Raw genomic sequence first — 14,024 nt, forward strand, 5'->3', positions numbered from 1 at the left:
TGCCGGTTGAGTCTATATCTGTAGATCAATAAGATTTTTCCTCAAGCAATGGGCAAAATGACAGTTTCGAAAAAGGGGGTTCATCCCCAAGGACTCAAAATTGTTTGCTTTATTGGGCTAATTATTTTGGGCTTACTCGGTAACTACTACCGAGCAAAGTTATTTTTAGGCGTTGATTTTATCTTTGGGAGTGTGGCCGCTCTACTGGCAGCACGATTCTATGGGCCCCTTTGGGGTGGCATTGCCGGGGCAGCGATCGGGAGCTATACCTGGGTGCTTTGGAGCCACCCCTACGCCATGATTATTTTCACGGTGGAAGCGGCCCTGGTGGGGTGGGTTCGCCAGCGCCATCGCCAAAGTTTGCTGTTGCTGGATGGTCTGTATTGGCTGGTGGTGGGATCGTTGTTGGTGGCTCTGTTTTATGGGGCCCTGTTGCAGGTGGGCGTTTTACAGGTGCAGCTCATTTTGCTGAAACAAGCCCTGAATGGGGTCTGTAATGCTCTAATTGCCAGCGGCATCCTTGGGATTTTTTCTTTTTTAGGACAGCGATTTCCACAAAAATTTCAATCAGTTCGCTGGCCATTGCGGGATGTTTTAAACGATATTTTGGTGGCTTTTGTGTTGCTGCCGATTATGTTGCTCTTCACCCTGGATGCCAACCGAATGTTGGTGGATTTGGAGCGATCGGTCAGGACAGATTTACAACTAGCAAGTGCGCCAATCATTGAGCAAATTCGCAATTGGCAGCGACAAATTTGGGAAACGGCCACGGACTTTTCCCAACTCAAAGCGGAGTCCTTGACCGAAGCTCAATTAATCACGGCCCTGGAACAGAATGTGCTGATTGATGGTCTTTGGGTGCTGGATTCCAAACTACGTTTTCTGACCCAGGCAACCAATAATCCTGATGTGTCTCTCAGCCTTCAGTCCCTATCGCAGTTGGAGCTACGTGAAAGTCAACCCAATCAGCTCCAATCCTGGCGAATTGTGGCAATTCCGAAGGACAAAACTGGCGATGAGCATCAGCTTTGGTTGGTGCGACCCCTAACCCAGGGGTTGGAGTCCACAGGATTTTTAATTGCCCATCTGCGGTTCGATCGATTCATTGATGCGCTCACGAGTCCGGTGAAAATTTACGATCAGGCGGTGGGCGCGGTGTTGGTGAATGAAAACCAGCAAGTGATGGGCAGTGTGAATCCGGCCTATGAACCGCAGGATGGTTTTAATCTGAGTCAGCCGAAAACTTGGGTCAGGCAACTGGGAACCAGAAGCGCTGAGTTTTATCAGGTTTTGACCAACGATCCCGCTCGGCCGCCCATGGTGCGTGCTCGCCAGTCCACCTATTGGTTTGCCAGTGTCCTGCCGGGCGATTTGGGTTGGCATTTGTGGATTTCATTCCCCGCACAACCCCACATGGATGATTTGCAGGTGGCCTATAACCAACGATTTGGGATTGTGATGCTGGTGGTCTATGGCAGTATGCTGGCGGCCTATTGGGTGAGCAAGGCCTTGGTTAAGCCCTTGCAAATTTTGGCAAAAATCACCACAGACCTGCCCGATCGCGTGAATGATCAACAAGATGTGGATTGGCCACAAAGCCCAGTTCAGGAGTTTGATCAACTGTCAACCAATGGGCAGTTAATGGCCGAAAGTTTGCGGGAAAGATTTCTGGAAATTCACCAGGCAAATGAGCAATTGGAGCAGCGGGTGGCAGAGCGCACGGAGGACTTGGAAGCAACCCTCAGTCAACTGAAACAGACCCAAACCCAGCTCGTTCAAACGGAAAAAATGTCAAGCCTGGGAGGATTGGTGGCAGGGGTAGCCCACGAAATCAACAATCCTATTAACTTCATTGCGGGCAACTTAACCCACGCCGAAGAATATGTTCAAAGCCTGCTGAAGGCGATGAGTTTGTTTGACACGTTCTATCCAGACCCAGAGCCAACCTTACGCGAAGCTTTAGAGGAGTTGGAGCTGGATTTCTTGGTTGAGGATTTGCCAAAAACTTTTCAATCGATGCAGTTGGGTGCGCGGCGCGTGCAGGACATTGTGCAATCGTTGCGGACTTTCTCTCGAATCGATCGAGCAGAGTTGCAAACGTTTGACTTACATGAGGGCATTGATAGCACATTAATTATTTTGCAAAACCGGCTGAAGGGTCGCTCCGATCGCTTGGCCATTGAGGTGATTAAGCAATATGGCCCATTGCCGTTGGTGGAATGCTACGGGGGACATCTGAATCAGGTGTTTATGAATTTGTTGGTGAATGCGATCGATGCGATCGACCTGCGGGATGCGGGTCGAACCCTTGCGGACATGCGCCAAAATCCCAGCCGCATTGAAATCACCACGGCCACGTTGAATCAGCAATTGGTGATTGTTCGGTTTCGAGACAATGGCCCAGGAATGCCACCGGAGGTACGCGATCAAATTTTTGAGCCGTTTTTCACCACCAAACCCACGGGCAAAGGCACGGGCTTGGGCCTGTCCATTAGCTATCAAGTGATTGTGGAACAGCACGGCGGGGCGCTGACTTGCCAGTCCAGTCCCGATTGGGGCACGGAGTTTTACATTGAGCTGCCGATTCGCGGATCCAGCAAGCCCCAAAACACAATTCACCCGGGGCCCCGATCCACAGCGACGGTGTAGCCCGGTTCGATCGCCCTCCCCGATCGGCCATTTCTCCACAGCAGGCTGAAAAACCCTGGAAATCTTGCGATGATGGGGCTGATTTTTAGGCCTCGCTTCAGGAGTCGATCGTGCCCTCGCGTCGTACCGTCACCCGCTGGATTGCCCAAGGGGGATTGTTGGGATCCATGGGAGCCGCCATGGGCCAGCGGGCCAGCGAGCTGCGGCAACAGGCCGAGGCCGCGCCGTTAATTCCTGGACAACCCGCCGCCTGGGCCGATCGCCTGCGGATGGCCGATCGCTTGGCCCAAGAACAGTTGGCCGCCGCCCAAGATCCCCGCGCCGAAGTGGAACTGCTGATTCCCAGCTTTTTGGGTAACCAAGCCCGCCGGTTCTATGGCCGAGGCATTCCCCAGGAATTGGGGGTGCAGCGCAAGTTCTTTTTGGGATCCGGCCCAACAAGGATTGGGCGGCGATTGGAGGTTTGGAGCGGTGCGGGCTGGACGGGGCAATGCACCCTCGTGCGCGATCGGGGACGAGACTATTTGCTGATTGGCGCGTTTGACCACCACCTGCGCAAAATTGACCTGCAAACTTGGCAAGAGGTTTGGCGCTATCGATTTGACGACGTGCTGAAGGGAACAGCCACGATCTACATCGATCGCACCGCACCACCGCTCGATCAAGTGATTGTGCTTCAGGGCAGTCGCCAGGGGGTGAATGTGCCCTTTACGGCGCGGGTGGTTCCCAGTTTGCGGGCCATTTCCTTTCGCACGGGCCAAGAGTTGTGGCGGTGGAACGTGCGCCAAACCGCCAGCTACAGCCGCGACAACGACAGCAGCCCCCTCGATTTGCGTAATGGGCTGCTGTTTAATGTGGGCGAAAACGGGATTGGTTCCTTTTTGGGGGCCGCGCTGAACACAGTCACCCAACGGGACGGCATCACCCAACCGGCGGTCGCGGGGGAATTGCTGTTCTATGCCCCGGGCGATGGGGCCCGCCATGGCGGCAACCTGGTGGCGGAATCTTCCCCGTCGCGACTGGGCGATCGGTTGTTTGTGGCGGCTGGCTCCGGTCACGTTTATGGCGTTGACCTGAACAGTCGGCAAATTGACTGGGATTTCTTCACCGGCACAGATATTGACGGAACGGCGGTGGTTTCCCGCGATGGCAAGCTCTTTTGTGCGATCGAGCGGCAATATACATCCGGGCCCGGCGGTCTTTTTAAACTGAATCCGGCCAGGCCGCCCGCCGAGGCCGTGGAATGGTTTTTGCCCACCGGCTCCTTGCGCTACCAAGATTGGCAGGGTGGAATTATCGGCTCAGCGGCCCTGAATGATGACTATCGCGATCGGGGACAGCCGCCCCTGTTTGCCACGGGGGCGATCGATGGAATTCTCTACATTGGCTCCCAGTTACGCACCACCGGCCTGGCCCATTGGGGGCCACAGCGGGATGGGCCACACAACTCGCCCTACGTGGCCTTTCAAACCCGAATTGGCCCCACCATTTCCACCCCGATTTTCACCGAGGGCGATCGCCTCGTGGCCGCCAGCTACGACGGGGTGCGGCTGTTTCAGTTGCGCTTTTTGCCCACCCAGTCCCAAGACCCGGCCGCTTTGCCCAATGGTCGGGGCCAGTGGTTTCGCTTGGAGGTCAATCTGTTGGCGCACTTTGCCCCGGGATCTTCCTTTGAGGCCACCCCGATCGTCTGGGATGGAACGGTCTATCTGAGTGGGCGCGATGGCTGGCTCTATGCCCTCGGCTAGTTGATCTTGGCGAGGCCCAAAACCCAACGGATGATCCCGATCGGGTCAGGTTTGCATAATTTTTTGAAGCTTTCTCGATAGATGACTAGTACAAATTTTTGAATGCAAAACAAGACGTAAAACGAGACGGATGGTTATGCGCCGTCTTCGTCATTTCTCGTCCTCTATTTTGCACTGAATTGACTTGACCTTGAGGGTCAACCAAAAGCAGCCTTCTTCACCAAAAGCTGTGCGGATTTGTGCTGTCTAAAATTTCCATCCTTTCAGGATCATCGATCAGGGAATTGAGCATGTGTTACGTTGTCGAATTGCCCGATGGCTCCTATTATGTCCCCAACGGTTCAGTGCCCGACGCTTGCAAAGCAGTCCACTTTACCGACAAAGACGAGGCCGCCGCGATCGCCAAGGCCAAAAAAGGGAAGGTCAAAGTCTGCACCTTAAAAGATGCCGCGCCACCACCGAAGGACAACAGCCAGCTTTGGGTGATGGGGCTAATTTTTATTGGAATTGCAACTTTCCGAGATCCCACCAACTTAGAAATTTTGCAGCGCATTACGCGCTTGGATCAGCCTAGCAATGGAGTCACGACCGGAACAGTACAATTCACCCCTTCCTGGTCAGATTGTCTGTGGTTTTGAGGTCAATTCAAGACTGGTTTTTAGACTGGTTTTGAGGCTGGTTCTGAAAGCCTCTTGATTCAGTTTTCCAATCCCGACTCAGTGCCATTGATGATGGGGGCAAGGGGCTGAAGCCCCTTGTCTTTTTAGGGTGTCCTCCGTCTTTTGGTTGGTCTTTTGGTTAATCCTTTGCTATGTCGCCTCTTGTCCTGGCTTGCCTACTAATCCCCGAGGCAAATTCCCAGGCCCCGCGCGGTTTTCAGCAGCGTATCATTGGGGTCAACAATGCGGCAGTGGGAAATGGCCTCCAGTACGGGCACGCTCACCACCTGGCGCTGTTGCCAAGTCACCACCCGATCGAACTCGCCCCGAGCAATCAGATCCACCGCCTCCACGCCAAAGGCCGAGGCAATCAGTCGATCGAGCGGCGAGGGCACGCCACCGCGCTGCACATGGCCCAGCACCGTGACGCGGGTTTCAGCGCCAGTGCTTTGGGCTAGCTCCTGGGCCAAATATTGCCCAATGCCCCCCAGACGACATTCCCCAAAGGCCTGGGTTTGCGTCACCACGTCACCGCCGCTGGTGCAGACCGCTTCGGACACGATCACCACGGAAAAGGCCTTGCCAGCGGCCTGGCGATCGCGAATGGCCTGGGACACCACTTCCAGCTTGTAAGGAATTTCGGGAATCAAAATCACCTGAGCCCCGCCCGCAATGCCGGCGTGGAGGGCGATGTGGCCCGCGTCGCGCCCCATCACTTCCAGGATCATCACCCGATCGTGGCTGGCGGCGGTGAAGTGGAGCCGATCGAGGGCTTCCGTGGCAATGTTCACGGCTGTGTCAAACCCGATCGATTGTTCTGTGGCGGCCACGTCGTTATCGATCGTTTTGGGAATCCCCACAAAGGGCACGCCCACTTTCGTCATCAAATCATGAAGAATTTTCAGGCTGCCATCGCCGCCAATGCCAACAATGGCCGATAGCTCCAACTCCCGACAGCCCTTGGCAAAGTCCAAGGTGCGATCGTGCATCGTGCCATCGGGCAAGGTCACCTGAAAGGGTTGGCCCCGGTTAATGGTTCCGAGCAGGGTTCCCCCCAAGGTTAACCACCGCTCAACCTTGTCCGGTGTCAGCAGCAGGGCTTCGGTGGGCTGCCGAGTTAGCCCTTCCGTACCGTGGCGAATGCCCATTACTTCCCAGCCGTAGCTGGCAGCCCGCATCACCACACCCCGAATGGCAGCATTTAGCCCTGCGCAATCTCCGCCGCTGGTCAGCACTCCGATTCGTTTTATCTCACCCATAGGATTGCATCTCTTATGCAAACGCTGCTCATGGGCGATCGTACGCGATCCCAACGGTGGGGCAAGCCTGTGTTAATAACTGCAATGGGATTGGGCGATCGAGATGGGGCGATCGAGATGGGATGATCACCCTATTTCGATCGCCCGGCGACTCCTGGCCTAGACCGTGCTGCTGGAAACCGCTTCCGTGGGCGATCGGGGAACCGTGCGAGCCACGCGGGCCCGCTGCCCCCAAGTGAGGTCGATCGCATAGCACCGGGCCAGCACCCGCAACCACAGACCCGGCGCGCGCTGCTCCAACCAGGGCTGAATTCGGCGGGCGATCGCCGGTAGCCATCCCAGCAGCCAAGCCACCAAGCTCGACAGGGTAAAGGTAAGATAGCTGCCCATCCAGCGCCACAGATCCCAAGGGCCCGCCGAATCCCAAATCCACCACAGCAGCATTGGATTTTGCACCGCCGCCTTCAGGGCCAGGCGATTGAACAACCACCAGTCAAACCGATCCTTAATGAAGCGATCGGCCACATCCTCCTCGGCATCGGCCAGCAGGCCAAAGAAGGTGTTCAGCATGGAATTCACCCGCTGGGGTGGCAGCGTGCGACCCGTGGGAACCATCATCCCCTTCGAGAACATCCAAGTAACCGCCACGTTGCTTTGGTAGGCCCGGATTGAACCCAAGTCCTGTTCCGTCAGCAAGTCATGTTTCAAGGCCGTATCCAGCAGGTCTGTGAGCCGGCCCAAGTTGCGAATCATGGAACCAAAACCGGTGAACACCAGGGGAGATTGCAATGAAGCGGCATCCCCCAAGGCCAAAAGGCGATCGAACGAGACGCGCCGCTCGCCCTCGCTTTGGCTGAAGTGACCGGGAATATAACCAAAGGTGGCCTTGCCCCAGGTCAGCTTGTCCAAATCGCAGCGGCGATATTCCGGCAGGATGCTGAAAAAGTCCTCATACATTTCCAGCAGGGAACCGGGATTTTCGGGGTGAACTTGGTGGTAGTGGAACAGATAAACGGTCACGGCCTTGCCGCCAATGGGGAACAGCTCCCAAATCAGTTGCCGGCCACGGGAAATGTCCCCATGGCTGAACAGCACGTCGCCATAGTCCAAATCCCAGACCGGCCAATCAATTCCATTGGCAATCACGGCCCCCACCGTGGGACAAACGCTATCGAAAGCGCGGGTTCCGTTCAGTTGCCAGGCGATCGGGGAAGCCGTGCCCATGGCATCAATCAGCAACCGACCGGCCACTTGGCGAGTTTCCCCCGTGGGCAAGTGTTTGGCGGTGATGGTGATTCGATCGCCCATCACGTCCGCCCGTTCAAATTCCGTTTCGTCCCAAATGTCGCCGCCCGCGTCCCGCAGCTTTTGGCCACAGAGCTGAATGATGCGATCGGCCGCGATCGCCACATTCAGCACCGTCGGCGTGTGCAGCACATTGGCCCGCGCTTGCGGTGGATTGTTGGCATCAAAAAACTTGTGAAACCCATCGCGATATTCCGTGGCGATCAATCCTTCCACCTCAGCGGGCGTGAAGAGGCCCAGGTCGATCGGCACTTGCAACTCTTCCCGGGAAATATTCCACTCCCGATTCATGCGGCCAAAGGGCAACCGCTCCAGCAACAACACCCGATAGCCCAACCGCGCCATCATCGCCGCATGAATTACCCCCAAGGCCCCGCCCACATAGATCAAGTCATAGGTAATGGCCGGCAATGGGTCGGGGTTTTGCCCCTGAGAAGTCGCGCCCTGAGAAGCTTGGCCCTGAGAAGTCGCGCCCTGAGAAGTCTGGCCCTGAAAAATCACCTGCTTATGTTGCTGAGGATTCCGCACCGCTTCCCGCCAGCGCTTTTCCCACCAATAGGCCCGCAGCAAATCCCGTTCACCATTGGGCATCCGTTGAAAATACTTAGCGGTTTGTGGATATTTGGGCGCAAGGGCCTCGAAAATATTGCTCTTTGTTAAGTCAATCTCAGGAAGCTCCGGGTAGGTGGTGGGGAATTTTTCGGCCACCTGTTGCCGCAGGGCCCGCACCAAGGCCCCTTCCCCCGCGATCGGGCGATCGCTCCACCGAAACAGCTTCAGATAGGTGGTGCGCTGCAAAGACCAAACGCAACCCGCCACAGTTTCCCCATCCCGATCACCCGCCGGTTGCCAGCGAAACCCCGTGGGAGCCGCTACCTTCACCCCGCTGGGAACCATAAACTCTTGCTGCAACCAGTTCAGCACCGTTGCGGCTTCCGGAGTCGGCACTTCCAGATAAAGCAGTTCTTTCATGGATTGGGTTCTGATTACTCAAATCGTAAACGGGCGTAAAAAGAAGCGTTTTGCAACAAACTTGCAACCAAAGCGGGAGTGTTTCCTTTTTTAGGGTGAAGTTTTTCAGCCCTTGGGGTGCTGTGGACGCTGCAAAGCTCGCCTGAAAAGCATCTCAGGCTTTGGCGATCGTTTCCATCATCGCGTGTTTCCGAGGCCCTAGCCAAGCGGCGGATCCCTGCTTAGCGGCCACGAACCCCGGAGGCGAGATGGTTTCACCTGTGATCTTAAGCAATCCTGGAAATATCCTTGACAGATGAAAGAAATGCGCTATCCTTCCGTTTACTCAAAATAATTAATAAACTTTACAGAAGTTTACAAATATCGAGAGTAATTGCCTAAGCTGACTTAACAGGGCTGACTTGGCAGGGCCGATCGCATCGGGATCGCTCCCTGAAGATTCGGAATTGCCCCGCCCGTATTGACCTGTTCTGTATTGACCTGTCTGTGAACACCTTGCGGGTTCCCTGGATCTGCAAGCGGTCTGGGGACAGGCGAGCTTGATCAAGCCGGATGGTTGATGGGTTGCCCCACTGCGCCACCGAATGGCCGACCTCGCCTGTCCCCAGGATGCCCAATTGAATTGGGTTTTGACTGGGGTTGGATGGGGGTTTCAGCGAGATTGCTACATGAGATGGCTACCCGAAATTGGGTTATCTCTTCCCGATCGCGCCTGCCCTTGCCAACCCAAAACCGGACAAATCTGTGGGACCCAGTGCTCGTTGCCCGTTGCAGTTTCGCTTGCTGTCCTTGGGAAATAAACTTCCCGATCGCTCCCCGCTCAACACACCTTTTCGATTCGGAGTTTCGGTTGTGAATGCGTTTAATCCAACTTATGGCCAGCCGCGCCCCCGACGGGCGGAATTAATCCCCTCAGGTGAAGGGTTGATCGATTCGATCGCGGATGCCATCACCGTGGCGATCGCGGCGGCCCGGGCCAAGGGCCAATCCTTGGAAGATCTGACGGCGGAAGTGCTGGCGGATGATAACTTGCTGGATGGCGAGTCCCGGCGCTGGCTGAGTGATGTGGTGGCTCGCACCTGGGAACAACTGCACTAGGCGACCGTAACTAGGCGATCAAACGATCACACTAGGCGATCAAACTACGCAATCGCGGCTAGAGAGTCGCCCCTAGGCAACCCAGCGCCCGATCGCCACGCCCAAGGTGGCCACTCCCGCCATCACCAACAGGCGTTGGGTTTGGGACAAATTTTGCTCAACCATGATTGTCCAAAGGGGCATGGCGGAAAAGGTGAAGGCCAAGGCTCCCACCATGCCCAGCCAGACAACCCCCAATGCCAAATTAATGACCGTGACAGCGGAAGCCAAGGCCAACAGCGCATTGCGCAGGGCCCCGCTCCAGGAAACATGCATCAGAAATTTGGTGAGCAGGCCAACGGTTAACCCGGTGGCCCCACCCAACAGAATGCTCAATACCTGCTGAGGCAGCGGAACCGCCAGAACGATCGCCATGGCCCCGCCAGTTAGGGCCAAAAAACCCCATTGCAACCCGGCCATCCCCGCCAAGGAACTACAGGCCAGCAGCAACCAACTGTGGGGCGGTGGATCCAAAACGGCGAGGCTGCTGCCCCAGAGCGCATAACCCAAAAGCCAGAGGGTTAACAATGGCAACGGTAGGCGCTGGCCGGCTTCCCAAAGGTTCGCGGGTTTGGGCGGCGGCGGCGGCGGGCCGGCATTGGGAACGGCAAAGTTGGGATTGCTCAACAAATAGCGATGGGGCCGATCGGGTGGGGGTGCGTTTGTTGTTGCATCGGTGGGTTCGATCGCCTCGGTCACGGCGCGATCGACAGGATTTGATCGCCCTACATCGATCGCCCGATCGGTGGTTGGTGGGGCTGGGGGCAAGGGATCGACGGGGCCCGGTTGCCAATCGGCGCTGAAGGGTTGTCCATCGGGCATGGTGGCGGCGGTGAAATCCCCTTGGGCGATCGGTTCCGAGTCCCAGTCGAAGATCGCGTCGGTCAAGTCCGCGGCCGCAAAACAAGCCCCAGTCAAAGTTGCGCCGGTTAGGTTTGCCCCCCGCAAATTCGCCTGCCGAAAGTCAGCCGCCGACAAATCGGCCCCTTGCAGTTGGGCTGCCGACAGTTGGGCATTGACAAAGCTGGCTCCGCTAAAATTCGCCTTCTGGGCATTGACGCGATCGAGCCGGGCCGCACGCCATTGGCTTTCCGTGGCCGACACCTTCAGCAACGTGGCCCCGCTGCAATCCGTTTCGCTCAAATCAGCCCGATCGAGCTTGGCTTGGCGCAGGGACAGCCCCACCAACGACAGCTTTCGCAAACATTGCCCTTCCAGACTCACCCAAGGAAAGTCGCGCCGTCCCCGATCGAGCGCCAATTGAAACTCCGACAACTCCATGGCAACGAATCATCCCCCTACCGCGCAATGCGGCAACCCATGGCGTTAAGCTATGGAGCAGACTCCATCAGCAATCGTTCCCTATTTTGGCTTCAAAAGCAGCTTGACCCATGCCTCGAACTCAAAAAAACGACAATTTTATTGACAAAACCTTTACGGTGATGGCGGACTTGATTCTGAAAGTGCTGCCCACCAACAAAAAAGCGAAAGAAGCTTTTGTTTATTACCGAGATGGCATGTCTGCCCAAGGCGAAGGTGAATATGCAGAAGCCTTGCAAAACTACGAAGAAGCCCTGAACCTAGAAGAAGATCCCTACGATCGCAGCTTCATCCTGTATAACATGGCCTTGATTTTTGCCAGCAATGGCGAACGGGACAAAGCCGTTGATTACTATCACCAAGCCCTTGATCAGAATCCGCGAATGCCCCAGGCCTTGAATAACATCGCCGTGATTTATCACTACAACGGCGAGCAAGCCCAAGCCAGCGGCGAAGATGAAGCAGCCGAGCGTTGGTTCGACAAGGCGGCAGAATATTGGAAGCGGGCCATTCGCTTAGCACCCAACAACTACATCGAGGCCCAAAACTGGTTAAAAACCACCGGTCGATCGAACATGGATGTCTTCTTCTAGATTGATTTCTCCATCGTTTTTCAATCGATTGGATGCTCATTTCCAAGTTGAGATCTAGATTGATTCCTGAGTCAATAGACCTCTTGTATCAATCAGGATCCTAATCCTAAATTCCTCTCCCAGATTGCTGATTGACTGACAAAGCGCTCAAATGCTTGGTTCTCCGGTAGGTTGGATTGAGCTTTGGGAAACCCAACTCGATTACTACGAACCCTGCTGTTGTTGGGTTTCGTACCTCAACCCAACCTACAAGATGATTGTTGATCAGCCGATCTTGAGCAGAGGAATTTTCGGAAAAGAGGTCTCATGATCTGGGCAAATTCTTTGAATCCCAGGTAATGACGACAGGCCCTAGGGCGATCGCCTAGTATTGCCACTTAGGATTCAATTGCTTGATCTGTTGAGATCCTGGAAATTGACCTTTCAACAAACAAACCATCGCAATTAGAGCTGCTATGAGCCTCAGTTTGGACGAAGTTCGCAAGGTTGCCCATTTGGCGCGAATTCAACTGACTGCTGAAGAGGAGGAAAAATTCGCCGCCCAACTCAACAACATCCTGACCTATGTGGAACAGTTGAGCGAGTTGGACGTGACCGATGTGGAACCCACCACCCGGGCGATCGATGTGAATAACGTGATGCGCCCTGATCAACTCGATCGCTACACCGATCGGGAAGGTCTGTTAGGATGTGCGCCCGATCGCGATGAAGATTTCTTCAAAGTGCCCAAGATCTTGAACAGCTAAACGGGCGATCGGGTTAGGAACTCTGACCCATCCAAAAATTACACGGGGTGGGCGGATTCAATTCCGCCCATTTTTATGGCTCACGCAAGCTGGCTCATGCAATATCGACGATTTGGCAAAACCAATCTTCAACTATCCGTCTTTTCCTTGGGGACAATGCGGTGTTTGGATTCCGCTGAGCAGGCGGCCGAAGTATTTGCTCGGGCGATCGAGCTGGGAATTAACCATTTTGAAACCGCTCGGGGTTATGGAGCCAGCGAAGTTTTTGTCGGTCAGGCGATCGCCCAAGGAATTGTGCCGCGCGATCGAGTCATTCTCACCAGCAAACTATTACCCACCGGCAGCCCAGAAGAGATCGATCAGCAACTGACCGAATCCCTGGAACGCCTGCAAACGCCCTATTTAGATTGCCTAGCCATTCATGGGGTGAATCTGCCAGAACATTTGGATTGGATTCAAGACCAACAATCGGGAATGGCCGCATTGCATCGGGCCCTGGCCGATGGTCGAATTCGTCATTTGGGATTTTCCACCCATGGGCCCTTGGCTTTGATTTTGCAGACCATTGCCACCGATCAATTTGAGTTTGTCAATTTACATTTCAACTACTTTTTTCAACGCAATGCCCCCGCTGTTCAAGCGGCCCTCAATCGGGATTTGGGCATTTTCATCATTTCCCCCGCCGACAAAGGGGGACAGCTCTACACCCCGCCGCCTACCTTGAGCCAACTCTGTGCGCCCCTGTCGCCCTTGGGAGCCGGTTACCGTTGGCTGCTGGCCCAACCGAGGATCACCACCCTGAGCGTTGGCCCCGCCAAGGTGGAAGAGTTGGGGGCGATCGAACCCTGGATTGAGCGCACCGAACCCCTCAGCGCGGAAGAGCAGGCAATTTTTAATCGGCTCGATCGACACCAAATTGCGGCCCTCGAAACCGATCGTTGTGCCCAATGCTATGCCTGCTTGCCCTGCCCCGAGGAAATTCAAATTCCAGAGGTGTTGCGGCTGCGTAATCTGGCGGTGGCTTTCAAAATGGTGGACTTTGGGCGCTACCGCTACGGCATGTTTGAAAATGCTGGACATTGGTTTCCAGGACAACGGGGCGATCGCTGCACAGAATGTGGGGATTGCTTGCCCCGTTGCCCCGAGCAATTAAACATTCCTGACCTGTTGCAAGACACCCACGATCGACTCAGCGGCCGTTGGGGTCGTCGCCTTTGGGACTAGGAAACTATATATTGGCATCATGAAGGTTTTTAGGAAAGATCTGGGAGTGGAAAGTAATCTCCATAATCAAACTTTAGATAGTCCTACAATTTTTTGGATTTCGTTGCCTAGTCAAGGTTTAGATTGAGGTACAACTCTTTTCGGGTAGTGCCGTAATCCTAGTAATAAATGAACCAGTGAAAGTCCTGTGGTGTCAGCAATCAGTTTCCGAAAATCATCATCTCGCAGGCACTTCTCTTTTTTCGATGTTCTCGTAAAACCTGTCAGGAAGCAAATTAGACAATTTTCTAATTTTTTCACATCACCTTCCAACAAATTGCGATTTAAATTGATTCAAGAGGTAAATTTTTTAGATCTTTTCTAAACATTTTTCAAATCATTCCTAAAGCATCTTTAATTTTATTCTAAATTA

The 14,024-nt window shown here is 54.7% G+C and carries 10 protein-coding genes; 7 read left to right on the forward strand and 3 right to left on the reverse strand.

The features are described from left to right. Nucleotides 1–57: 57 nt before the first annotated feature. From AMR42_RS10320 to AMR42_RS10330, 3 genes are all read left to right on the forward strand, one after another. Nucleotides 58–2,649: an ATP-binding protein gene (locus AMR42_RS10320; RefSeq protein WP_158234439.1), complete on the forward strand. Its 2,592-nt coding sequence runs from the start codon at nt 58–60 to the stop codon at nt 2,647–2,649. A 110-nt stretch (nt 2,650–2,759) separates the two neighbouring features. Next, nucleotides 2,760–4,397, forward strand: coding sequence for a PQQ-binding-like beta-propeller repeat protein (locus tag AMR42_RS10325; RefSeq protein ID WP_099533367.1), 1,638 nt, complete (start codon nt 2,760–2,762; stop codon nt 4,395–4,397). A 290-nt stretch (nt 4,398–4,687) separates the two neighbouring features. Next, the gene (locus tag AMR42_RS10330) at nt 4,688–5,035 is read left to right on the forward strand and encodes a hypothetical protein (RefSeq protein WP_099533368.1); all 348 of its coding nucleotides are present in this window, start codon (nt 4,688–4,690) and stop codon (nt 5,033–5,035) included. Between the two features lie 200 nt (nt 5,036–5,235). On the opposite strand, the gene AMR42_RS10335 is transcribed toward AMR42_RS10330, so the two are convergent. Further along, on the reverse strand, nt 5,236–6,315 hold the full coding sequence (locus AMR42_RS10335; protein ID WP_099533369.1) for an ATP-dependent 6-phosphofructokinase: 1,080 nt from the start codon (nt 6,313–6,315) through the stop codon (nt 5,236–5,238). 159 nt (nt 6,316–6,474) lie between these two features. After that, nucleotides 6,475–8,592 (reverse strand): flavin-dependent dehydrogenase, encoded by a 2,118-nt coding sequence (locus AMR42_RS10340; protein WP_099533370.1) that lies wholly within the window; start codon nt 8,590–8,592, stop codon nt 6,475–6,477. 744 nt (nt 8,593–9,336) lie between these two features. On the opposite strand from AMR42_RS10340, the gene AMR42_RS19840 reads away from it, so the two are divergent. Then, nucleotides 9,337–9,690, forward strand: coding sequence for a hypothetical protein (locus AMR42_RS19840; RefSeq protein ID WP_143473019.1), 354 nt, complete (start codon nt 9,337–9,339; stop codon nt 9,688–9,690). Nucleotides 9,691–9,762: 72 nt separating this feature from the next. Here AMR42_RS19840 and AMR42_RS10350 read toward each other — a convergent pair whose 3' ends face one another. Further along, entirely contained in the window at nt 9,763–11,010 is a 1,248-nt protein-coding gene (locus tag AMR42_RS10350; protein WP_099533371.1) for a pentapeptide repeat-containing protein, read from the reverse strand. A 110-nt stretch (nt 11,011–11,120) separates the two neighbouring features. Between AMR42_RS10350 and AMR42_RS10355 the strand changes: the two genes are divergently transcribed. From AMR42_RS10355 to AMR42_RS10365, 3 genes are all read left to right on the forward strand, one after another. Beyond that, nucleotides 11,121–11,642, forward strand: coding sequence for a photosystem I assembly protein Ycf3 (locus AMR42_RS10355; protein ID WP_099533372.1), 522 nt, complete (start codon nt 11,121–11,123; stop codon nt 11,640–11,642). A 455-nt stretch (nt 11,643–12,097) separates the two neighbouring features. Then, entirely contained in the window at nt 12,098–12,388 is a 291-nt protein-coding gene (gene gatC / locus AMR42_RS10360) for an Asp-tRNA(Asn)/Glu-tRNA(Gln) amidotransferase subunit GatC (protein ID WP_099533373.1), read from the forward strand. Between the two features lie 96 nt (nt 12,389–12,484). Continuing rightward, nucleotides 12,485–13,612 (forward strand): aldo/keto reductase, encoded by a 1,128-nt coding sequence (locus tag AMR42_RS10365; RefSeq protein WP_099533374.1) that lies wholly within the window; start codon nt 12,485–12,487, stop codon nt 13,610–13,612. Nucleotides 13,613–14,024: the final 412 nt, after the last annotated feature.

Origin of the sequence: Limnothrix sp. PR1529 (assembly GCF_002742025.1) — a bacterium.
GTDB lineage: Bacteria > Cyanobacteriota > Cyanobacteriia > CACIAM-69d > CACIAM-69d > CACIAM-69d.

Coding starts and splice junctions, on each gene's coding strand:
- AMR42_RS10340 (WP_099533370.1), bottom strand. CDS start 8,592: ATGAAAGAACTGCTTTATCTGGAAGTGCCGACTCCGGAAGCCGCAACG.
- AMR42_RS10320 (WP_158234439.1), top strand. CDS start 58: ATGACAGTTTCGAAAAAGGGGGTTCATCCCCAAGGACTCAAAATTGTT.
- AMR42_RS10330 (WP_099533368.1), top strand. CDS start 4,688: ATGTGTTACGTTGTCGAATTGCCCGATGGCTCCTATTATGTCCCCAAC.
- AMR42_RS10355 (WP_099533372.1), top strand. CDS start 11,121: ATGCCTCGAACTCAAAAAAACGACAATTTTATTGACAAAACCTTTACG.
- AMR42_RS10335 (WP_099533369.1), bottom strand. CDS start 6,315: ATGGGTGAGATAAAACGAATCGGAGTGCTGACCAGCGGCGGAGATTGC.
- AMR42_RS10350 (WP_099533371.1), bottom strand. CDS start 11,010: ATGGAGTTGTCGGAGTTTCAATTGGCGCTCGATCGGGGACGGCGCGAC.
- gatC (WP_099533373.1), top strand. CDS start 12,098: ATGAGCCTCAGTTTGGACGAAGTTCGCAAGGTTGCCCATTTGGCGCGA.
- AMR42_RS10365 (WP_099533374.1), top strand. CDS start 12,485: ATGCAATATCGACGATTTGGCAAAACCAATCTTCAACTATCCGTCTTT.